Below are 22589 nucleotides of genomic sequence, written 5' to 3'. Positions count from 1 at the left end.
TCATACAGGGTGCATGGCGCGTAGCGAGCCGCTTGCGGCAACAACGATGGGTCTCGAAACTGCACTCGCCTTGCAGGCGCCTGCCAGCGCCGCTGGCCTGGCCGAGGCGGTTCGCGTGAGCGTGCCGACCCTGCACCGCATGTTGCAGCGGCTGCCGGCGGGCCGGCTCATCAGCGCCGGCCAGGCCCGGCGGGCGCGCTACGCCTTGCGACGCCCCCTGCGTGGTGTCTTCGCCGATGTTCCCGTCTACGCCATCGACACCGAGGGCAGGGCGGAGTTGCTGGGCCCGCTGGCCCTGCTGCAGCCGCAGGGCGCGTGGCTCGCTCTGGCCGGCTCCGATTGGCCCGTACCCGAAGACGCGCGCGATGGCTGGTGGCCTGGGCTGCCCTATCCGCTCTACGACATGCGGCCGCAGGGCTACATGGGGCGGCTGTTCGCGCGTGCCGAACACCGTGCGCTCGGCGTGTCGCCCGATCCGCAGGCGTGGACCGACGACGATGTCGTCCACGTGTTGTCTCAGCGCGGTTTCGACGCGAGCGGCCATCTCCTGCTCGGCGATGCAGCCTATGCCGACTGGCAGGCCCTGCGGCTCAATCAGCCGCCACCGTTGTCCCCGGACGAGACGCCCGCGGCCTACGCCGCGCTGGCGGCGCGGGCCGTGGCGACCGGCGTGCCAGGTTCGAGCGCGGCCGGTGAATTTCCCAAGTTCGCCGCCCGGCGCGAGGTGTCCGGCGATCTGCCGAGCGACACCCCGCACGTGCTGGTCAAGTTCTCCGGTGCCGACGATTCGCCCACCGTGCGGCGCTGGGCCGATCTGCTGGTCTGCGAGCACCTGGCGCTGCAGCAGGCGGCCACGCTGCCGGGCGTGGCGGCCGCGCGCAGCCGTGTCCTGCTGCACGAAGGCCGCACCTTCCTCGAAGTCGAGCGTTTCGACCGCCACGGCACACACGGCCGCAGTCCGCTGTGCAGCCTGGAAACCGTGAACGCGGCGCTGCTCGGCGACGCATCGCGCGACTGGACCCACCTGGCGCGCCGGCTGGCCGCGGCGGGCCGATTGGCCGAGGAGGGCGTGGCCAGCGTGGCCCATCTGTGGTGGTTCGGCCGGCTCATCGCCAACACCGACATGCATGCGGGCAATCTGAGTTTTCGGCCGGCATCCGGCCGCCTGCTGGTCGCGCCGGCCTACGACATGCTGCCGATGCTGCACGCCCCGCTGGCCGGCGGCGAGGTGGCGGCGCGCGAATTCGAACCGCCACTGCCCTTGCCGCCGCAGCGTGCCGTCTGGCAGGCCGCCTGCATGGCCGCGCTCGCTTTCTGGCAAGCCGCGGCCCAGGATCAGCGGATCAGCAGCGGTTTCCGTGCACTTTGCGAACGGCATCACGCGCGGCTGCAACAGGTCGCGCCCTACGCCTGACCCAGGGTTTTACCGGGTACCCACGGGTTGGGCGGTGGCCTGACGGTTATAATGATGGGCTTTCCCGCAAACACGTACGCCTAGCGCCGTTCACACCGAACCCCCTTCCAGAGCACTGCAAGAGTTTTCTCTTGAACAGCTTGGGCGTACCCGTCACCATTTCGGAGAACCCAGTGCTTTTGTCTCTACAGGGAACCTTCCCGCCCGCCATCCTGGCGCTCGCAGACGGCACGGTCTTTATTGGCAATTCGATTGGAGCTGCCGGCTCCACCGTCGGCGAGGTGGTGTTCAACACCGCCATGACCGGCTACCAGGAAATCCTCACCGACCCGAGTTATTGCCAGCAGATCGTCACCCTGACGTACCCGCACATCGGCAACTACGGCGTCAACGAGGAAGACGTCGAATCCAGCAAAGTCCACGCCGCCGGTCTGATCGTCAAGGACCTGCCTTTGCTGGCGTCCAACTTCCGCCAGTCGAGCTCACTCCACGACTACCTCGTGCGCGAGAAGACGGTGGCCATCGCCAACATCGACACGCGCAAGCTCACGCGCCACTTGCGCACCAAGGGCGCGCAGAACGGCTGCATCGTTGGCCTGAAGGCCGGGCAAGCGGTGAACCAGGCCGCCATCGACGCTGCCATCGCCGCCGCCAAGGGCGCGCCCAGCATGGCCGGGCTGGACCTGGCCAAGGTGGTGTCGGTGACCAAGTCGTACGCATGGACGCAGACCGAATGGCAGCTGGCGCGCGCCGACGGCACGCCCGGCTACGGTCAGCAGGACGCGGGCCGTTTCCACGTGGTCGCCTTCGACTACGGCGTCAAGTTCAACATCCTGCGCATGCTGGCCGAACGCGGCTGCCGCGTCACCGTGGTGCCGGCGCAGACCAGCGCCGCCGAAGTGCTGAAGCTGAACCCCGACGGTATCTTCCTGTCCAACGGCCCCGGTGATCCGGAGCCCTGCGATTACGCGATCGCTGCCACGCGCGAACTCATCGAAACCGGCATCCCGACCTTCGGCATCTGCCTGGGCCACCAGATCATGGCCCTGGCCAGCGGCGCCAAGACCTTCAAGATGAAGTTCGGCCACCACGGCGCGAACCATCCGGTGAAGGACCTGGACAACGGCCGCGTCAGCATCACCAGCCAGAACCACGGCTTCGCGGTGGACGAGAAAACCCTGCCCGCCAACCTGCGCGCCACCCACATCAGCCTGTTCGACGGCACGCTGCAGGGCCTGGCCCGCACCGACAAACCCGCGTTCTGCTTCCAGGGTCACCCGGAAGCCTCGCCCGGGCCACACGACATCGGCTACCTGTTTGATCGCTTCACCGCGCTCATGCAGCAAGCCGGGGAGAAAAAGTAATGCCTAAGCGTTCAGACATCAAAAGCGTCCTCATCATCGGCGCGGGCCCGATCATCATCGGCCAGGCCTGCGAGTTCGACTACTCCGGCGTGCAGGCCTGCAAGGCGCTGCGCGAAGAGGGCTACAAGGTCATCCTGATCAACAGCAACCCCGCGACGATCATGACCGACCCGGCCACGGCCGACGTGACCTACATCGAGCCGATCACCTGGCAGACGGTGGAGAAGATCATCGCCAAGGAGCGTGCGCTCAACCCCGGCGGCTTCGCGATCCTGCCGACCATGGGCGGCCAGACGGCGCTGAATTGCGCGCTCGACCTGTGGCACCACGGCGTGCTCGAGAAGTATGACGTCGAGCTCATCGGCGCCAAGCCCGAGGCCATCGACAAGGCCGAAGACCGGCTGAAGTTCAAGGACGCGATGACCAAGATCGGTCTGGGCTCGGCGCGCTCCGGCATCGCCCATTCGATGGAAGAGGCCTGGGTCGTGCAGAAGACGCTGGGCTTCCCGACCGTGATCCGGCCGAGCTTCACGCTCGGCGGCACCGGTGGCGGCATCGCCTACAACTCGGAAGAATTCGAGACCATCTGCAAGCGCGGCCTGGAGGCTTCGCCGACCAATGAGCTGCTGATCGAAGAGTCGCTGCTCGGCTGGAAAGAGTACGAGATGGAAGTGGTGCGCGACACCGCCGACAACTGCATCATCGTCTGCTCGATCGAGAACCTGGACCCGATGGGCGTGCACACCGGCGACTCGATCACCGTGGCGCCCGCGCAGACCTTGACCGACAAGGAATACCAGATCCTGCGCAACGCCTCGCTGGCCGTGCTGCGCGAGATCGGCGTGGACACCGGCGGGTCGAACGTGCAGTTCTCGATCAACCCGAAGGACGGCCGCATGGTCGTCATCGAGATGAATCCGCGTGTCTCGCGTTCGTCGGCGCTTGCTTCCAAGGCCACGGGTTTCCCGATCGCCAAGGTCGCGGCCAAGCTGGCCGTCGGCTACACGCTGGACGAGTTGCGCAACGAAATCACCGGCGGTGCGACACCGGCCTCGTTCGAGCCGTCGATCGACTACGTGGTCACCAAGATCCCGCGTTTTGCGTTCGAAAAATTCCCCACGGCCGACAGCCGCCTGACGACGCAGATGAAGTCGGTCGGCGAAGTCATGGCGATGGGCCGCACCTTCCAGGAATCGTTCCAGAAGGCGCTGCGCGGCCTCGAGGTCGGCGTGGACGGCATGAACGAGAAGACGCAGGACCGCGAGGTGCTCGAGAAGGAACTCGGCGAGCCCGGCCCCGAACGCATCTGGTACGTGGGCGACGCCTTCGCTCAGGGCATGAGCGTGGACGAGGTCTTCGCGCTGACCAAGATCGACCCTTGGTTCCTGGTGCAGATCGAGCAGATCGTGAAGATCGAGCTCGAGTTGGAAACCAAGAGCCTGGACGACATCGACGCCGCCACGCTGCGCCAGCTGAAGCAGAAGGGCTTCTCCGACCGCCGCCTGGCCAGGCAACTCAAGACCACCGACACCGCGATCCGCGAGAAGCGCCGTGCGCTCGGCGTGCGACCGGTGTTCAAGCGCGTGGACACCTGCGCGGCCGAATTCGCCACCGACACCGCCTACCTGTATTCGACCTACGAGGCCGAGGGCGGCGAATGCGAAGCCGATCCGTCGAGCCGGAAGAAGATCATGGTCCTCGGCGGCGGGCCGAACCGCATCGGCCAGGGCATCGAGTTCGACTACTGCTGCGTGCATGCCGCCCTCGCCATGCGCGAAGATGGCTTCGAGACCATCATGGTCAACTGCAACCCCGAGACCGTGTCCACCGACTACGACACCTCGGACCGCCTGTACTTCGAGCCGCTGACGCTCGAAGACGTGCTGGAAATCGTCGACAAGGAAAAGCCGTTCGGCGTGATCGTGCAGTACGGCGGCCAGACGCCTCTGAAGCTCGCACTCGACCTGGAAGCCAACGGCGTGCCGATCATCGGCACCAGCCCGGACATGATCGACGCGGCCGAAGACCGCGAGCGCTTCCAGAAGCTGCTGCACGAACTCAAGCTGCTGCAGCCGCCGAACGCCACCGCGCGTACCGAGCCCGAAGCGCTGGAAAAAGCCGCGGCCCTGGGTTATCCGCTGGTGGTGCGTCCGAGCTACGTGCTCGGCGGCCGCGCGATGGAAATCGTGCACGAGCAACGCGACCTGGAGCGCTACATGCGCGAAGCCGTGAAGGTGAGCCATGACTCGCCGGTGCTGCTCGACCGTTTCCTCAACGACGCCATCGAATGCGACGTGGACGCGATCTGCGACGGCAAGGACGTGTTCATCGGCGGCGTGATGGAGCACATCGAGCAGGCCGGCGTGCACAGCGGCGACTCGGCGTGTTCGCTGCCGCCGTATTACCTGGCTGCGGCCACGGTCGACGAGATCAAGCGCCAGACCACGGCCATGGCGCATGCGCTCAACGTGGTGGGCCTGATGAACGTGCAGTTCGCCATCCAGCATGTCGACGGCAAGGACGTGATCTACGTGCTCGAAGTGAACCCGCGTGCCTCGCGCACCGTGCCCTTCGTGAGCAAGGCCACCGGCATCCAGCTGGCCAAGGTGGCGGCGCGCTGCATGGTCGGCCAGTCGCTGGCGGCGCAGGGCATCACCAAGGAAGTCACGCCGCCGTATTTCAGCGTGAAGGAGGCGGTGTTCCCGTTCGTCAAGTTCCCGGGTGTGGACACCATCCTCGGCCCCGAGATGAAGTCCACCGGCGAAGTCATGGGCGTGGGCAAGACCTTCGGCGAAGCCTTCGTCAAGTCGCAGATCGGCGCGGGCACCAAGCTGCCGCGTTCGGGCAAGGCCTTCGTCTCGGTGAAGAACAACGACAAGGCGCGCGCGGTGGAAGTCGCGCGCGGCCTGGCGGCGCTCGGCTTCGAACTGGTGGCCACCAAGGGCACGACGCAGGCCATACAGGCCGCGGGCGTGGCCTGCACGGTGGTCAACAAGGTCACGGAAGGCCGGCCGCACATCGTGGACATGATCAAGAACAACGAGATTGCCTTGGTCATCAACACGGTCGAGGAGCGTCGCAACGCCATCGCCGATTCGCGCCAGATCCGCACCTCGGCGCTGCTGGCCCGCGTCACCACCTTTACCACCATCTTCGGCGCCGAAGCCGCGGTGGAAGGCATGCAGCACATGGACAAGCTCGATGTGATTTCGGTGCAGGAGATGCACGCGCAGCTGCAAGCCCAACCCACGGCCCAGGCCGCCTGATCCGCGATCCAAACGCGGCATAATCGGCCGCAATTGACGCACACCACACACCGCCGGACGGCAACGACCGGCGGTTTGCTTTTGGAGAACCAGATATGTCCACTTTCCCCGTCACCAAACGCGGCGCCGAGTCGCTCAAGGCCGAGTTGCACAAGCTCAAGACCGTCGACCGCCCGTGGGTCATCAGCGCCATCTCCGATGCACGCGCGCAGGGCGACCTGAGCGAGAACGCCGAGTACGAGTCGGCGAAGGACCGCCAGGGCTTCATCGAAGGCCGCATCCAGGAGATCGAAGGCAAGCTGTCGGCCGCGCAGATCATCGATCCCGCCGCACTCGACGCCGGCGGCCGGGTGGTGTTCGGCGCCACCGTGGAACTCGAAGACGAGGATTCGGGTGCCCAGGTGGTCTACCAGATCGTCGGCGAGGACGAGGCCGACCTGAAGCTGGGCCGCGTCAACATCTCGAGCCCGATCGCGCGCGCGCTGATCGGCAAGGAAGAGGGCGACACCGCCGAGGTGCAGGCGCCCGGCGGCATCAAGCGTTACGAGATCGTCGCCGTCAAGTACATCTGAACCGGCGCACCAGCATGCTGCAACGCCGCCTGCCGACCTTCGCCGCCGCGCTGTGGTGGGGCAGCCTGACAGCCGTCGGGTTCGTGGTCGTGCCGCTGCTCTTCGCCAACCTGCCCAGCCCGGCGATGGCCGGTCAGATGGCGGCCAGGCTGTTCACCGCGCAGACCTGGGTGTCCACCGCGTGTGCCTTGTTGCTGTTGTTGCTTTCGAGATCGAAAAGCACGGGAACGCTGATGCAATGGGCGCCGACAGCTCTTGTTTTCATAGCGGGCGGCTTGCTGCTGGCGCTGCTGGGTGAATTCGCCATCGCCCCGCGCATCGTGGCGCGGGAAAACCTCAAGCTCTGGCACAGCGTGGGCAGCGGCATGTACCTGCTGCAATGGCTGTGCGCGGGCGTCACGCTGTGGAAACTCACGCCGCGCGAAGCGGCGTGATTGCCAGGACGGCCGCGCGAAGCGGCGTGATTGCCAAGACGGCCGCGCGAAGCGGCGTGATTGCCAAGACGGCCGCGCGAAGCGGCCTGAACCCCCACCGCAGCCTCAGGTCTGGCTGCGTTTCTTCAAACTGGTTTTTGGCTTCGGCTTGGCGCGCTTGACGTTGCCGCCGGCCGTGAGCCGCTGGTTGCCGAGCACACGCAGCGTCTTCACTTCGGGGCGCTGGCCGCCGCGGGTGCTGTGCTTGAGCACCTTGAAGTCGCGCGGGCCGGGCATGCGGTCTTCGTCGTCGACGCGGGTCTTGGTGATTTCGGGTTTCGGCCGCCACAGCACCAGCAGCTTGCCGATGTGCTGGATCGGCGCTGCGCCGAGATCGTTGGCCAGGGTCTGGAACATGGTCTCGCGGGCCACGCGGTCGTCGGAGAACACACGCACCTTGATCAGGCCGTGGGCGTTCAACGCGAGGTTGGCTTCCTTGAGAACGGCCGGGGTCAGGCCGTCTCCGCCGATCATGACCACCGGGTTGAGATGGTGCGCTTCGGCGCGGTGCACCTTGCGCTGGGCGGGGGTAAGTTGAATTTGGGACATGGCCGTATTATCAAGGGCAACATGAAAGTCAAAACACAAAGCAAGAAAGTCAACAAGGCGTGGTTGAACGACCACGTGAATGACCCCTATGTCATTTTGGCCAAAAGAGAAGGCTACCGGGCCCGCGCCGCGTACAAACTGAAGGAAATCGACGAGAGCCTGCACCTGATCAAACCCGGCCAGGTGGTGGTCGACCTGGGCTCGGCCCCCGGCGCCTGGAGCCAGTACGTGCGGCGCAAGCTGTCGCCGAAGACGGCCACCGGCGGCGGGGCGGCCGCGGGCGAGCTCAACGGGACCATCATCGCCATCGATCTCTTGCCGATGGAGCCGGTGGAAGGCGTGCAGTTCTTCCAGGGCGACTTCCGCGAGGCCGAGGTGCTGGGGCTGCTCACCCAGGCGCTCGGCGGTCGGCTGGCCGACGTGGTGGTGTCGGACATGGCGCCGAATCTCTCGGGCCTGGCCTCGGTGGACACGGCGCGCGTGGCCGAACTCATCGAGTTGGCCGTCGAGTTCTGCCAAATCCACATGAAGCGCGAAGGCGCGCTGGTGGTGAAGGTGTTCCACGGCAGCGGCTACAACGAGCTGGTGCAACTGTTCAAGCGGTCGTTCAACACCGTGAAGCCGGTCAAACCCAAGGCTTCGCGCGACAAATCCTCCGAAACCTTCCTGGTCGGCCTAGGCCTCAAGGCGGTGGCTTGACCTGCCGCAACTTGTTCGAATTTCGCGCAGAAATCGCCCCGAAAACGGCGTAAACCCTTGTTGCGCCTATGGCCGGAGGGGGTAAAAAGCTGGGAGGCCCAGCTTGAAAGGCCTAAAATCGGACGCAAGTACCTGCAACCTGCCTCTGCCCTGCGATAGGCATGTGTCCCTAGCCCCCCATTACCGGAGTCTTGCTTGAAAAATCCGTGGTTTTCCAAAATTGCCGTTTGGCTCGTGATCGCCATGGTGCTGTTCACGGTGTTCAAACAGTTCGACACCCGCACGAGTGTCAGTTCGGGCTACATGGGCTACTCCGACTTCCTGGAAGAAGTGCGCGGTAAACGCATCAAGGCGGCCACCATCTCCGAAGGCCAGGGCGGCACCGACATCATCGCCACCACCAATGACGACCGCAAGGTGCGCACCACCGCCACCTACCTCGACCGTGGCCTGGTGGGCGACCTGATCGCCAACAACGTCAAGTTCGACGTCAAGCCGCGCGAGGAAAGTTCGCTGCTGATGACGCTGCTCGTGAGCTGGGGCCCGATGCTGCTGCTGATCGGCGTCTGGGTCTACTTCATGCGCCAGATGCAGGGCGGCGGCAAGGGTGGCGCCTTCAGCTTCGGCAAGAGCAAGGCGCGCATGCTCGACGAGAACAACAACCAGGTCACCTTCGCCGACGTCGCGGGCTGCGACGAGGCCAAGGAAGAAGTGAAGGAAGTCGTCGACTTCCTGAAGGATCCGCAGAAGTTCCAGAAGCTCGGCGGTCGCATCCCACGCGGCCTGCTGCTGGTCGGCCCTCCGGGCACCGGCAAGACGCTGCTGGCGAAGTCCATCGCCGGCGAAGCCAAGGTGCCGTTCTTCTCGATTTCCGGCTCCGACTTCGTCGAGATGTTCGTCGGCGTGGGCGCGGCCCGTGTACGCGACATGTTCGAGAACGCCAAGAAAAACGCGCCCTGCATCATCTTCATCGATGAAATCGACGCCGTGGGCCGCCAGCGTGGCGCCGGCCTGGGCGGCGGCAACGACGAGCGTGAACAGACCTTGAACCAGATGCTGGTCGAGATGGACGGTTTCGAGACCAACCTCGGGGTGATCGTCGTGGCGGCCACCAACCGTCCGGACATCCTGGACGCGGCCCTGCTGCGCCCTGGCCGCTTCGACCGCCAGGTCTACGTGACGCTGCCCGACATCCGTGGCCGCGAACAGATCCTCGGCGTGCACATGCGCAAGGTGCCGATCGGCCAGGACGTGAACCCCGGCATCATTGCCCGCGGCACGCCCGGCATGTCGGGTGCCGACCTGGCCAACCTCTGCAACGAAGCCGCGCTCATGGCCGCACGCCGCAGCGCCCGCGTCGTCGAGATGCAGGACTTCGAGCGCGCCAAGGACAAGATCATCATGGGCCCCGAGCGCAAGAGCATGGTCATGCCCGAGGAAGAGCGCCGCAACACGGCCTACCACGAGTCCGGCCACGCGCTGATCGGCAAGCTGCTGCCCAAGTGCGACCCGGTGCACAAGGTCACCGTGATCCCACGCGGCCGCGCACTCGGCGTGACCATGAGCCTGCCGGCGCAGGACCGCTACAGCTACGACAAGGAATTCATGCTGAACCAGATCAGCATGTTGTTCGGTGGCCGGATCGCCGAGGAAGTGTTCATGCACCAGATGACCACCGGCGCCAGCAACGACTTCGAACGCGCCACGCAGATCGCCCGCGACATGGTGATGCGTTACGGCATGACCGAGGCCCTGGGCCCGATGGTCTATGCCGAGAACGAAGGCGAAGTGTTCCTCGGCCGCTCGGTGACCAAGACCACCAACATGAGCGAATCCACCATGCAGAAGGTGGATGCCGAAGTACGCAAGATCATCGACGACCAGTACAACCTGGCGCGCCGCCTGATCGAGGAAAACAGCGACAAGATGCATGCCATGGCGAAGGCCTTGCTCGAATGGGAAACCATCGACACCGAGCAGCTCGACGACATCATGGCCGGCAAGGAGCCGCGTCCGCCGAAGGACTGGACGCCGCGCGTGCCCAACAGCGGTGGCAGCAACAATGGCGGCAGCGGTGGCGCTCCCGCAGTCAGCACGGACCCCGCACCAACGGCGGTCTGATCCGGTCATCGACCAGCATCACGGGGCCTCGCGCCCCGTTTTTGCGTTCCGGCCCGTCCCGACTTCTTTCGTTCTCTTTCGTCACGCTCCATGCATTGGCAGACCTCCCGCTTCCAGATCGACCTGACGCGCCCGCAGGTGATGGGCATCGTCAACGTGACGCCCGACTCCTTTTCCGACGGAGGCCTGCACGCGACCACCGCCGACGCCTTGCGCCATTGCGAAGCGCTGATCCGGCAAGGCGCGGACCTGCTGGACATCGGCGGCGAATCGACGCGGCCCGGTGCGACACCCTTGTCCGCGGCCGACGAACTCGCCCGCGTGCTGCCGGTGCTGCGCGAGGCCGTGCGGCTGGGCGTGCCGATTTCCGTGGACACCTACAAACCCGAGGTGATGCAGGCCGCGCTCGATCTCGGCGCCGACATCATCAACGACATCTGGGCCTTGCGCTGGCGTGATCCGGCGAATGGGCTGGCGGGTGCTGACGTCGTGGGCCGGCACCCGCGCTGTGGTATCTGCCTGATGCACATGCATGGTGAGCCGACAACCATGCAGCGCTCGCCGATGGACGGGGACGTGCTGCCCGAAGTGCTCCTGTTTCTGCAGCGCCAGGCGCAGGCCCTGCTTGCGCTAGGGGTCGAAAAGGCCCGAATACTGCTCGATCCTGGCCCGGGTTTCGGCAAGACCGTGGCGCAGAATTTTTCGCTGCTCTCGCGGCAGCGCGAACTGCTGGCCCTCGGGTATCCGCTGCTCGCCGCGTGGTCGCGCAAGTCATCGCTTGCCGCCATGGCCACCCCGGCCGCCGAGCGCGTGGCGGGCACCCACGAGCGGCTGTTGCCCAGCGTGGCCGCGGCGCTGATCGCCGTCGAGCGCGGCGCGCGCGTGGTGCGGGTCCATGACGTCTCCGCCACGGTGCAGGCCCTTAAGGTCTGGACGGCGGCCAGCCAGGGCTGAGCGGTGGCAAGTCGCCCGTCGAATTGCGCTCTAATCGCCACCCAAGCAAAAACAAAAAAGGAAAGAACATGACGCGTCTCTATTTCGGAACCGACGGCATCCGCGGTACTGTCGGCCAGGCCCCGATCACCCCTGATTTCGTGCTGCGCCTGGCGCATGCCGTGGGCCGCGTGCTGAAGGAAACCGAATCGCGCCCGACGGTGCTGATCGGCAAGGACACCCGCATTTCGGGCTACATGCTGGAAAGCGCGCTCGAGTCGGGTTTCAATTCGGCCGGCGTCGACGTGGTCCTGCTCGGACCGCTGCCCACGCCCGGCGTGGCCTACCTCACGCGCGCGCAGCGGGCGAGCCTGGGCGTCGTCATCAGCGCCAGCCACAACCCGTTTGCCGACAACGGCATCAAGTTCTTCAGCGCCGAGGGCACGAAGCTGCCCGACGCCTGGGAACAGGCCGTGGAAGCTGCGCTCGAAACGCCGCCCGTGTGGGCCGACTCGGCGTCGCTGGGCAAGACACGGCGGCTCGACGACGCGGCCGGGCGCTACATCGAGTTCTGCAAGAGCACGTTTCCGGGCGCGTTGACGCTCAAGGGGCTGAAGCTGGTGGTCGATGGCGCCCATGGTGCCGCCTACCACATCGCCCCGCTGGTCTTTCACGAACTCGGCGCCGAAGTGATCGCCATCGGCTGCAGCCCGGACGGGCTGAACATCAACCACCAGGTCGGCGCGACCCATCCGCAGGCCTTGATCGACGCCGTCAAGGCCCACAAGGCCGACTACGGCATTGCGCTCGACGGCGATGCCGACCGGCTGCAGGTCGTTGATGCCGATGGGCGCCTGTTCAACGGCGACGAGATCCTGTACCTGATGGTGATCGAGCGGCTTTCCCGCGGCGGCAGCCAGCGCAGTTCGCGCGCCGGTGATGCCGTGCCCGGCGTGGTCGGCACGCTGATGACCAACATGGCCGTCGAGGTGGCGCTCAAGGCCAAGGGTGTGGAACTCGTGCGCGCCAAGGTCGGCGACCGGTATGTGCTGGAGGAACTCGAAAAGCGCGGCTGGTTGCTGGGCGGCGAAGGCTCGGGCCATCTGCTCGCGCTCGACAAACACACGACGGGCGATGGCCTGGTCAGCGCGCTGCAGGTGCTGCAGGCCTGCATCCGGCGCGGCCAGACGCTGTCGCAGCTACTGTCCGAAGTCACGCTGTTTCCGCAGACGCTGATCAACGTGCGCCTGCGCCCCGGCCAGGAATGGAAGGCCAATGGCGACCTGGCCCGCGTGACCCAGGCCGTCGAAGCCGAACTCGGCCAGAACGGCCGAGTGCTGATCCGCCCGAGCGGCACCGAGCCGCTGGTGCGCGTGATGGTCGAGGCCCGCGATGCCCGCCAGGCCCAGGCCTGCGCCGAACGCATTGCCGCCGTGGTGCGGGCTTCCTGATCGTTTGAACCGAAAACTAAAACCGAATGACCGAGCCCACAGAAAAAACGTCGACCCTGCCGCCAGGCTGGCTTGACATCGAATCCCTCGACATCGAGGCCAAGGGCATCGCCCACCGCGAGGACGGCAAGGTCGTCTTTGTCGAGGGCGCGCTGCCTTTCGAACAGGTCAGCGCGAGCATCCACCGCCGGAAGAACAACTGGGAGGCGGGCACCGTCACCGCCATCCACCGTGAATCTTCGCAACGCGTGCGGCCCCAGTGCCCGCACTTCGGCCTGCACCCGGGGGCCTGCGGCGGCTGCAAGATGCAGCACCTGCACCCGGCCGCGCAGGTCGCGGTGAAGCAGCGCGTGCTCGAGGACAACCTCTGGCACCTGGGCAAGGTCAAATCCGAAACCGTCGCGCGGCCCATCGAAGGGCCGGCCTGGGGCTACCGCTACCGCGCGCGGCTGTCGGTGCGGCATGTGCTCAAGAAGGGCACCGTGCTCGTCGGCTTCCACGAACGCAGCAGCCGTTACGTGGCCGACATCCGCGAATGCCATGTGTTGCCGCCGCATGTGAACGCCATGCTGCTGCCGCTGCGCGCGCTGGTCGGCGCGATGGACGCGATCAACACCGTGCCCCAGATCGAACTGGCCTGCGGCGACGACGTAACCGCCCTGGTGTTGCGCCACCTCGAGCCGCTGAGCGAAGACGATCTGGCGCGCCTGCGCGCCTTCGCGCTGGAACATGGCGTTCAGTGGTGGCTGCAGTCCAAGGGGCCCGACACGGTCAAGCTGCTGGATGCCGATGGGGCGCAACTGGGCTATGCGCTGCCGGACTTCGACATCCAGATGCCGTTCAAGCCGACCGACTTCACCCAGGTCAACCCTCACATCAACCGCGTGCTGGTGTCCAAGGCGCTGCGCCTGCTCGACGCGCAGAAGACCGAACGGGTGATCGACTGGTTCTGTGGCCTGGGCAACTTCACGTTGCCGTTGGCCACGCAGGCGCGTGAGGTGCTGGGCATCGAGGGCAGCGAAACCCTGGTCGCGCGCTCGCGCGAAAATTATGAGAAGAACAATGCTCGACTGGGCACGGAAAGGGCGCTGGCAGCTACCAAATTCGTAGCACGCAACCTTTTCGAGATGACGCCGGAGATGTTGATCGCCGACGGCTCGGCCGACAAGTGGCTGGTCGATCCTCCGCGCGAAGGCGCATTCGCGCTGGCCAAGGCCCTGGCCGACCTGAACCAGCAGCGCGAGTTGCGTCAGGGCTGGACGCCGCCACGGCGCATCGTCTATGTGAGCTGCAACCCGGCCACGCTGGCGCGCGATGCGGGGCTGCTGGTGGCGCTGGGTGGCTACCGTTGCGTGTCGGCCGGGGTGGTGAACATGTTCCCGCACACGGCGCACGTGGAGAGCATGGCGGTGTTCGAGTTGGCCGAGTAAGCGGCCGCGCGCCATGAGCAAGGGGCCGGACCGGCCCCTTTTTCATTTGTGTTCGGTGGACTTTTCGCCCTTGCTGGCGACCGAGGTTTCTTCGACGACTTCCGCGGCCTTGACCGGCGACGGCGTCACGCCCTCGATCTTGTTCTCGCGCATGTAGGCGTCCATTTCCTTCCAGCCTGCGAAGACCGAGGCGCGGGGTGCTTTCGGATTCATCGCGTAGCAATCCTCCAGGGCGCGCATCGCATGCCGGCAGCCGCCGCCCGTGGCCTTGGCGTCGGCTTCTTTCGCCACCGTCTTGGGATCGGGGTAGATGCCGGGGATCTCGCAGCCGGCCAGCAGCAAGGCCGCCAGCGTTGCCAGCAGCCATCGCGAAGACCGGGAGTCGAGTGTGGTAACCATTGTTTTCATTATCGACCGATGGGAGCGCGTATTGAGCGTTATCCATGAACCGGAAAAGGAAAAGGCCCCGCAGGGCCTTTTCAATAGTTCGGCTCGATGCCGGGTCAGTCGCGGTCGCCGCCCATGATGCCCAGCAGGGACAGCAGGCTCTGGAAGATGTTGAACAGATCCAGGTACAGGGCGAGCGTGGCGCTGATGTAGTTGGTTTCGCCGCCGTCCAGGATGCGCTTGAGGTCATACAGCATGAAGGCGCTGAAGATGCCGATGGCGGCCACCGACAGGGCCATCATGCCGGCCGTGGAGCCGACGAACACATTGATCACGCTGCCCACCAGCAGCACCAGCACGCCGACGAACAGGAACTTGCCCATGCCCGACAGGTCGCGCTTGATCACGCTGGCCACGCTGGCCATCACGAAGAACACGCCGGCCGTGCCGCCGAAGGCGGTCATGATCAGCTCGGGGCCGTTCTTGAAGCCGAGCACCATCGCGATCAGGCGCGACAGCATCAGGCCCATGAAGAACGTGAAGCCCAGCAGCACCGGCACGCCGGCCGCGGAATTCTTGGTCTTCTCGATGGCGAACATGAAGCCGAAGGCGCCACCCATGAAGACGATCAGCCCCAGTCCGCCGCCGAGCGAACGGGTGATGCCGGTGGCCACGCCGAGCCAGGCGCCGAGCACGGTCGGAACCAGGCTCAGGGCCAGCAACCAGTAGGTGTTGCGCATGACTTTGTTGCGCTGCTCTTGGGACACGCCCCAGCCGTAGCCGGTGGGCGAGTCAATCGTGCGTACTTGGTCGTTCATGGATCAATCTCCTTCGATGCCTGCTTATGCAGATGGGGAAATTGTAGGTGGCTTCAAGTCAAAGGCCGAAATTTGTCACGGGCGGCTCCTAATTTTTGTAAGGGTACCGTGCGATCCCTGCCGCCACCTGGGGTGGCGCAGTTTTGCGGAGAACGGTGCCATCGGCGCGGCTTCCGCCGGGATTCCGCCGTTATGCTCGTGGCGTTCTTAACTCCAAGGGAAAACACCATGAAAACCAAAGCCGTGCTCGAACTCGCCGACGTCAAGGCCATTGCCGCCGCTGCCGAGGCCGAAGCCGTCAAGAACAACTGGGCGGTGTCCATCGCCATCGTCGACGATGGTGGCCACCTGCTGTGGCTGCAGCGCCTGGACGGTGCCGCGGCGCTCACGTCCCACATCGCCCCGGCCAAGGCGCACACCTCGGCGCTGGGCCGGCGCGAGAGCAAGGCTTACGAAGACATCGTCAATGGCGGCCGTACGGCTTACCTGAGCGTGCCCGAAATCCAGGGCCTGCTCGAAGGCGGCGTGCCCATTGTCAAGGACGGCCATTGCATCGGCGCGGTGGGCGTGAGCGGCGTGAAGTCGACGGAAGACGCGCAGATCGCCAAGGCAGGCATCGCGGCGATCGGCTTGTAAGCCGGCCGCGACGGCGCGACGTGCTTAATGCGGAACGGCGTGTCGCGCAAGGGATTCTTTGTCACTGAACATCAGAAGTGAACCCAAAAGTTTGAAATCGTGATTTTGTATGCAAATAAATATAATTGCATGTAAAGAATCAGGGGGTTTCAATGGGTTCATTTTGGTTCGGCCTGTCTCGGCGAGTGCAGGTTCCGCGCGTGGGTCGCTTGCTCGCATCGGCCTGTCTCCTGCTGTTGTCGTCCTGTGGAGGGGGTGACGGCGCCGCGGACGGCGCGGACGTCCAGGCCAGGGCGGCGGCAGCCGGCATGGCCAGCATCGATCAGGCGCAGTGGTCACCGCTGACGGCCACCAGTCTGGTGCCGGTGTCGGCCGCGAACCTTCCCAACGGCGAAGTCCTGCTGTGGGCGGCTGACGACCCCTTCAACTACGGCACGGTCGGCCAGGCTTATTCGACCACCTTCGATCCCGTCTCCGGCAAGTTCACCGACCGGCTCGTGAATAACACCGGCCACAACCTGTTCTGTCCTGGTACCACCAACCTCGCGGATGGACGCCTGCTCGTCAACGGCGGCTCGCAGGCCGGTGCGACCTCGCTCTACGACCCCTCGACCAACACCTGGACAGCCGGTGGGAAGATGCAGATCACCCGCGGCTACAACGCCAACACCCTGCTGCAGGATGGCTCGGTGTTCACCCTCGGCGGCTCGTTCAGTGGCGGTCAAGGCAACAAACATGGCGAGGTGTGGACCGCTTCCGCAGGATGGAAGCGCCTGACCGGCGTGCCGGTCGACAACATGGTCGGCCCGGATTCGGCAGGCGTCTACCGCGGCGACAATCACATGTGGCTGCTGCCCACCGGCAATGGGATGGTGCTGCACGCCGGGCCGAGCGCCAACATGAACTGGATCGACACCCGCGGCAACGGCAGCGTGACGCCAGCCGGCAGGCGGGGCGACGATGCCTACAGCATGAGCGGCACCGCGGTGATGTACGACGTGGGCAAGATCCTCAAGGCGGGGGGCTCGCCGTCCTACCAGAACGTCAATGCCACGGCCGGCAGTTACATCATCGATGTCAACGACGGCCTGCAGGTGCGCAAGATCGCCCCTATGGCTTATGCCCGGGCTTACCACAACAGCGTGGTGCTGCCCAATGGCCAGGTGATCGTGATCGGTGGCCAGAGCCGGCCGGTGATGTTCACCGACGGCAACGCGGTGCTGGTGCCGGAACTGTTCGATCCCGCGACCGAAAAATTCACCGCGCTGCCGCCGATTGCGGTGCCGCGCAACTACCACAGCGTGGCGCTGCTGCTGCCCGATGCACGCGTGTTGTCCGCCGGCGGCGGGCTGTGCGGCGAAGGCTGCGCGGCCAACCATGCCAACCTGCAGATCCTGAGCCCGCATTACCTGTTCAAGAGCGACGGCACGCCGGCGACGCGGCCGGTGATCACGAACGCTCCCGCGCGCACCGGCTACGGCCAGACCATGCAGGTCACGACCGACAGCCCGGTGACCGCATTCGCGCTGGTGCGCGCTTCCTCCACCACGCACACCGTCAACAACGACCAGCGGCGCATCCCGCTGACCTTCATCGGCACCGGCGTGAACAGCTACACCGTCAACGTGCCGACGAATCCCGGCTGGGCGCTGCCCGGCTATTACATGTTGTTCGCCTTGAATGCGGACGGCGTGCCGGCGGTGGCCAGGACGGTATTGCTGAGCAACAGCAATACGCCGGTGATCGCCACGGTGGGCGACCAGTCCACGGCGGTCGGCGCCACGGTGAACCTGGCGGTGGCGGCGACCAGCCCGACCGGCGCCGCATTGACCCATGCGGCGACCGGGCTGCCGCCGGGCCTGGCATTGAACCCGGCCACCGGCACGATCACCGGCACGCCCACCATGCCCGGGCGCTACGCGGTGAACCTGACGGTCGGCGATGGCGTGCAGAAGGTCAGCCACGAATTCGTCTGGACGGTGGCCGATGCCAGCCGGCCGCGTTACGTCAAGTTCGAAGCCCTCAGCGCGATCAACGGGCAGGCCCTGGCTTCGATGGCCGAATTCAACATCCTCGACACCAAGGGTGCGGTGTTGCCGCGCACTGGTTGGAAGGTCTCGGTCGACAGCGCCGAGACCGCGGCCGAATCGGGCATCGACGGCAATGCCATCGACGGCAATGCCGCCACCTACTGGCTGACCGCCGCCACGCCGACGCCGGCGCCCATGCCGCACTGGCTGGTGGTCGACATGGGGCTGGCGCAGAAGATCAGCGCCGTGCGTTACCTGCCGCGAGCGGGCGGCGGCGAGGGCACGGTAGCGGAATTCCGGGTGTATGTCAGCGCCGACGGCGTCAACTGGAACGCTCCCGTGGCGGCCGGTAACCTGGCCGATCTCGGTGCGGCAACGGCGGAGAAAACCATTCCCGTGGCGTTGGTCGGCGGCATCAACCAGGCGCCGATGATCGCAACGCCCGCGCCGCCTTCCGTGACCCAGGGGCAGTCGGTCTCCCTCAAGCTGAGCGCCACCGATCCCGATGGCGATGTGCTGACCTATTCCGCCAGCGGACTCCCCTCGGGCCTGACGCTGCATGCCTCCACGGGAGTCATCGATGGCGCTCCCGATGTCGGCGGCAACTATGCGGTCACCGTCACGGCCACCGACCCCGGGGGCATGAGCGCCAGCGCCAGCTTCAGCTGGAGCGTATCGAGCCTTCCGCCCGTCATCGCACCGGTGGCCACCGCGCCCGCGGTGAGCCACGGCGCGGTCCAATACACAGCCAGTGCCAACGGCGCCGGCCCGTTCCTGTACCAATGGGATTTCGGCGATGGCAGTCCGGCCACCGGTTTCAACAGCAGTGCCGGCGTGTCCCACGTCTACACGACACCCGGCATCTACACCGTGACGCTGACGGTGCGCAACGGTGCGGCGTCGTCCAGCCGCACGTTCCTGCAGGCGGTGGGCGCCCAGGCCGTGGCCGGCGCCGCAGCAGCGTCGTCGGGCCTGGCGCTCGAGAGGGGCGTGGGCAATACCCGGCTGTGGGCCGTCAACCCGGACAACGACACGGTGTCGGTGTTCGACACCGCCACCAGCCGCAAGCTGGCCGACATTGCCGTCGGTGCCCAGCCGCAGACGGTGGCCCAGGCGCCCGATGGGCGCCTGTGGGTCGTCAACAAGGACTCGGCGACAGTGAGCATCATCAGCCCGGGCAGCCTGTCGGTGGTGCAGACCATCAGCCTGGCCCGCGGGTCGCAACCCCATGGGCTGGTGTTCGCCAAGGATGGCAACGCCCTCGTGACGCTGGAGGCCTTGGGGCAGTTGGTCAAACTCTCTTCCGGCGGCGCGCGGCTGGCCAGCCTGGATGTCGGCCCGAATCCGCGCCACATCAGCCGCACGCCCGACGGAAGCCGTTTGCTGGTCTCGCGTTTCATCACCCGGCCCCAGCCCGGCGAGGGCACGGCCGCCGTGCAAACCACGGTGAACGGTGTGAAGCAGGGCGGCGAGGTGCTGGTGGTGGACGCGTCCGACCTCAGGCTCAGGCGCACCGTGGTACTGCAGCACAGCGACAAGGCCGACAGCACCACCCAGGGCCGGGGCGTGCCCAACTACCTCGGGGCGGCCGCGGTGTCGCCCGATGGCGCCAGCGCGTGGGTGCCGTCCAAGCAGGACAACATCCAGCGGGGTGCGTTGCGCGACAGGCTCGATCTCGATTTCCAGAATACCGTGCGCGCCGTTTCCTCGCGGATCGCACTGGGCAGCTTGAGCGAAGACTATGCGGCCCGGGTGGACCACGACAACGCCGGGGTGGCCAGCGCGGCGGTCTACCATCCCTCCGGCGCCTACCTTTTCGTCACGTTGGAGAGCAGTCGGCAACTGGCGGTGCTCGACGCGGCCGCAGGCCGGGAAGTCCTGCGGGTGGACACCGGGCGTGCACCGCAGAGCGTGGTCGTTTCGGATGACGGCCGCAAACTGTTCGTGTCCAACTTCATGGACCGCACCGTTGGCGTGTACGACCTGACCCGGCTGATCAACTTCGGCGAGGCCGACGTGCCGCTGCAGGCCGTGCTCGACAGCGGTGGCCCGGAAAAACTCGCACCCGAGGTGCTCAAGGGCAAACAGTTCTTCTACGACGCGCGTGACCCGCGCCTGGCCCGCGACGGCTACCTGAGTTGCGCCAGTTGCCACAACGATGCCGGCCATGATGGCCGCACCTGGGACTTCACCAGCTTGGGCGAAGGCCTGCGGCGCACGATCGCCCTGAAGGGCCGGGCGGGCATGGGCAACGGCTTTTTGCACTGGAGCGCCAATTTCGACGAGGTCCAGGACTTCGAAGGCCAGATCCGTAAACTGGCCGGCGGCACAGGCCTGATGAGCGACGACAAGTTCAACGCCGGCACGCGTGCCCAGCCACTGGGGGACCCGAAGGCCGGCCAGAGTGCCGATCTGGACGCCCTGGCGGCCTACCTACGTTCGCTCGCCAAGTTCGCCCCCAGTCCGTACCGCGATGCCGGAGGAGCGCTCACCGAAAGCGCGCAGGCCGGCAGTGCGATTTTCGCCGACCGCAATTGCGCCGCGTGCCACGGCGGCAGCGCCTTCACGGCCAGCAGCGATGGCAGCGGATTGAGGAACATCGGCACGCTCAAGGCATCCAGCGGCAAGCGCCTGGGGGCGGTCTTGACCGGGATCGACATTCCCACCCTGCGCGACGTGTGGAACGACTCGTCCTACCTGCACGACGGCTCGGCGCTCACGCTGGGCGACGCGGTGCAGGCCCACGGCACCGCCATTCCCGGCGCACTTCTCACCGCCACGGAGCTCACCAGGCTCTCGGACTACCTGCGCCAGATCGGCAGTGACGAAACGACGGCCCCGGCGATCTATCCGGTGGTGCAGGGGCCGGGCACCGTCAGCATGGCGGTGGGCAGCGGGCTGTCGCTGCCGATCAAGGCCAGCACGAGCGCAGGCGTGCTGAGCTACAGTGCCACCGGCCTGCCGGCAGGCATGCGGATCGATCCGGTGTCCGGCGAGATCAGTGGCACGGCGACCACGCCGGGCCGCTACGTGGTCACGGTGCTGGTGGGCAACGGTAGCCAGTCCGTGAACGTCGCCTTCCTGATCGACATCTCACCCGAGTTGGCCGGCACCGGACTGCTGGCGCAATATTTCGATAACCCCAACCTGCTCGGCACACCCGTCATGCAGAGCGTGAATGTGCCATTCGTCAGTTGGGGCGCGGCAGCACCGGTGCTTGGTGTGCCCGCCGACAATTTCTCCATCCGGTGGAGTGGCATGGTGGAGGCACCGGTCACGGGCAATGTGCAGTTCCGCGCCTACGCCGACGACGGCATGCGCCTGTGGATCGACAACAAGCTTCTCGTCGACGCCTGGAACACCCCGAACTCGGATTCGGCCACCATCTCGGTGCCGATGGTGGCCGGGCGCCGCTATGCGGTGACCCTCGAGTACAACGAGCGCCGCGGCAACGCCGCCATGCGGCTCGAATGGAAGCCGCCCGGCTCCTCCTTATGGACCGCAGTGCCCGCCGCACGCCTGTATGCGACGGCCGACATGGGCACCGGACTCTCCGCGCAATACTTCGGCAATGCCAGCCTGAGTGGCGCACCGGTGATGCAGCGCGTGGAAGCGCCGTCCTTCGACTGGGGTGGCGCAGCGCCGGCCAAGGGTCTGCCGGCCGACGGGTTTTCCGTCCGCTGGACGGGGACGATGGAGGCATCCGCCACCGGGCCGATGCAACTGCGGACCTTCAGCGACGACGGCGTGCGTGTCTGGATCGACGGCCAGATGATCATCGACGACTGGATGCCGCACGGCGGAAAATACGACACCGCTTCGATCGCGATGGTGGCGGGCCAGCGCCATGCGGTGACGATCGAGTATTTCGAGCGAAGCGGCAGCGCAGCCATGCGGTTCGAGTGGAAACCGCCTGGCGTGAGCGAGTGGCGCAGCGTGCCGGCGGCCTTCCTTTACCCCGCGGGGGCATCGGAACGCTCACCGATTTTCGGCTACCTGCAAGGCGGCACCGAGTTTTCCGACGGCCCCGTGAGTGGCCAGACGCTGGTGGGCATTGAACTCCGCGCGGGCCCTGGCGTGAATGCCGTCCAGGGGTTCGGCGCGCCGGTCTATTGGCCTTTGCACGGCGTGGCCAGCGGTGTGGCCAACCGTTTTGCGTTGTTCAATGGCGAATACCTGGTGCGGCTCTATGGCCAGATCGGGCAGTCCAGCGGCAGCATTGCCCAACTCAGCTTCGTCACGAACACGGGTCGCGTCTTGGGGCCGGTCGGTCTGCCGGACGGTCAGGAAGCCGTGTCCGGCTTCGACTACACGGTACCGGCCGGGCAGCGCGTCGTGGGGCTTGCAGGGCGCAGCAGCTCGAGCGTGAACGCCATCGGGGTGGTGCTCGGTCCGCGCTGAAGTAGGGAGGGGAGAGCGAAAGGGGCGCGCACCGGGTGCGGGAAA

Annotated in this window: 15 protein-coding genes; 12 read left to right on the top strand and 3 right to left on the bottom strand. The window is 66.1% G+C overall.

The window, feature by feature from the left end; translation table 11 throughout:
* Positions 1–46 precede the first annotated feature (46 nt).
* From yjjJ to RD110_RS19710, 5 genes are all read left to right on the top strand, one after another.
* Positions 47–1414 carry a type II toxin-antitoxin system HipA family toxin YjjJ gene (gene yjjJ / locus RD110_RS19730; RefSeq protein ID WP_204249988.1) on the top strand — a complete coding sequence of 456 codons (1368 nt, stop codon included), beginning with the start codon at positions 47–49 and terminating at the stop codon, positions 1412–1414.
* Between the two features lie 173 nt (positions 1415–1587).
* Positions 1588–2778: a glutamine-hydrolyzing carbamoyl-phosphate synthase small subunit gene (gene carA, locus RD110_RS19725; protein ID WP_076205313.1), complete on the top strand. Its 1191-nt coding sequence runs from the start codon at positions 1588–1590 to the stop codon at positions 2776–2778.
* Positions 2778–6044: a carbamoyl-phosphate synthase large subunit gene (gene carB, locus RD110_RS19720; protein ID WP_076201330.1), complete on the top strand. Its 3267-nt coding sequence runs from the start codon at positions 2778–2780 to the stop codon at positions 6042–6044. The genes carA and carB overlap by 1 nt, the downstream gene beginning before the upstream one ends.
* Before the next feature lie 95 nt (positions 6045–6139).
* Entirely contained in the window at positions 6140–6616 is a 477-nt protein-coding gene (gene greA / locus RD110_RS19715; RefSeq protein ID WP_076201328.1) for a transcription elongation factor GreA, read from the top strand.
* A gap of 14 nt (positions 6617–6630) precedes the next feature.
* A complete protein-coding gene (locus tag RD110_RS19710) occupies positions 6631–7050 on the top strand; it encodes a DUF4149 domain-containing protein (protein ID WP_076201326.1) in 420 nt (139 codons plus the stop codon).
* Between the two features lie 105 nt (positions 7051–7155).
* Here RD110_RS19710 and RD110_RS19705 read toward each other — a convergent pair whose 3' ends face one another.
* On the bottom strand, positions 7156–7638 hold the full coding sequence (locus RD110_RS19705) for a YhbY family RNA-binding protein (protein ID WP_076201325.1): 483 nt from the start codon (positions 7636–7638) through the stop codon (positions 7156–7158).
* Between the two features lie 21 nt (positions 7639–7659).
* On the opposite strand from RD110_RS19705, the gene RD110_RS19700 reads away from it, so the two are divergent.
* The 5 genes from RD110_RS19700 to rlmD all read left to right on the top strand — a co-directional run bounded on the left by RD110_RS19700 (position 7660) and on the right by rlmD (position 14272).
* Positions 7660–8337: an RlmE family RNA methyltransferase gene (locus RD110_RS19700; protein ID WP_076201323.1), complete on the top strand. Its 678-nt coding sequence runs from the start codon at positions 7660–7662 to the stop codon at positions 8335–8337.
* 195 nt (positions 8338–8532) lie between these two features.
* Positions 8533–10458, top strand: a complete 1926-nt coding sequence (gene ftsH, locus RD110_RS19695; RefSeq protein ID WP_076201321.1) for an ATP-dependent zinc metalloprotease FtsH — start codon at positions 8533–8535, stop codon at positions 10456–10458.
* Between the two features lie 90 nt (positions 10459–10548).
* Positions 10549–11412 (top strand): dihydropteroate synthase, encoded by an 864-nt coding sequence (gene folP / locus RD110_RS19690; RefSeq protein WP_076201319.1) that lies wholly within the window; start codon positions 10549–10551, stop codon positions 11410–11412.
* 68 nt (positions 11413–11480) lie between these two features.
* Positions 11481–12842 (top strand): phosphoglucosamine mutase, encoded by a 1362-nt coding sequence (gene glmM / locus RD110_RS19685; protein ID WP_076201317.1) that lies wholly within the window; start codon positions 11481–11483, stop codon positions 12840–12842.
* Between the two features lie 26 nt (positions 12843–12868).
* Positions 12869–14272, top strand: coding sequence for a 23S rRNA (uracil(1939)-C(5))-methyltransferase RlmD (gene rlmD / locus RD110_RS19680; protein ID WP_076201315.1), 1404 nt, complete (start codon positions 12869–12871; stop codon positions 14270–14272).
* 42 nt (positions 14273–14314) lie between these two features.
* Here the strand turns inward: rlmD and RD110_RS19675 are convergent, their stop codons facing one another.
* A complete protein-coding gene (locus tag RD110_RS19675; RefSeq protein ID WP_076201313.1) occupies positions 14315–14671 on the bottom strand; it encodes a hypothetical protein in 357 nt (118 codons plus the stop codon).
* A gap of 104 nt (positions 14672–14775) precedes the next feature.
* A complete protein-coding gene (locus RD110_RS19670) occupies positions 14776–15477 on the bottom strand; it encodes a Bax inhibitor-1/YccA family protein (protein ID WP_076201311.1) in 702 nt (233 codons plus the stop codon).
* Positions 15478–15705: 228 nt separating this feature from the next.
* On the opposite strand from RD110_RS19670, the gene RD110_RS19665 reads away from it, so the two are divergent.
* Both RD110_RS19665 and RD110_RS19660 read left to right on the top strand, forming a co-directional pair.
* Positions 15706–16113: a GlcG/HbpS family heme-binding protein gene (locus RD110_RS19665; RefSeq protein WP_076201309.1), complete on the top strand. Its 408-nt coding sequence runs from the start codon at positions 15706–15708 to the stop codon at positions 16111–16113.
* A 308-nt stretch (positions 16114–16421) separates the two neighbouring features.
* Entirely contained in the window at positions 16422–22544 is a 6123-nt protein-coding gene (locus RD110_RS19660; protein WP_076201308.1) for a PA14 domain-containing protein, read from the top strand.
* The last annotated feature ends 45 nt before the right edge of the window (positions 22545–22589 follow it).

It is taken from the genome of Rhodoferax koreense, assembly GCF_001955695.1.
In the GTDB taxonomy this organism is placed as follows: domain Bacteria; phylum Pseudomonadota; class Gammaproteobacteria; order Burkholderiales; family Burkholderiaceae_C; genus Rhodoferax_B; species Rhodoferax_B koreensis.
The sequence above is the reverse complement of the archived record's forward strand: the minus strand, read 5'-3'. Positions and strand labels throughout refer to the sequence as shown.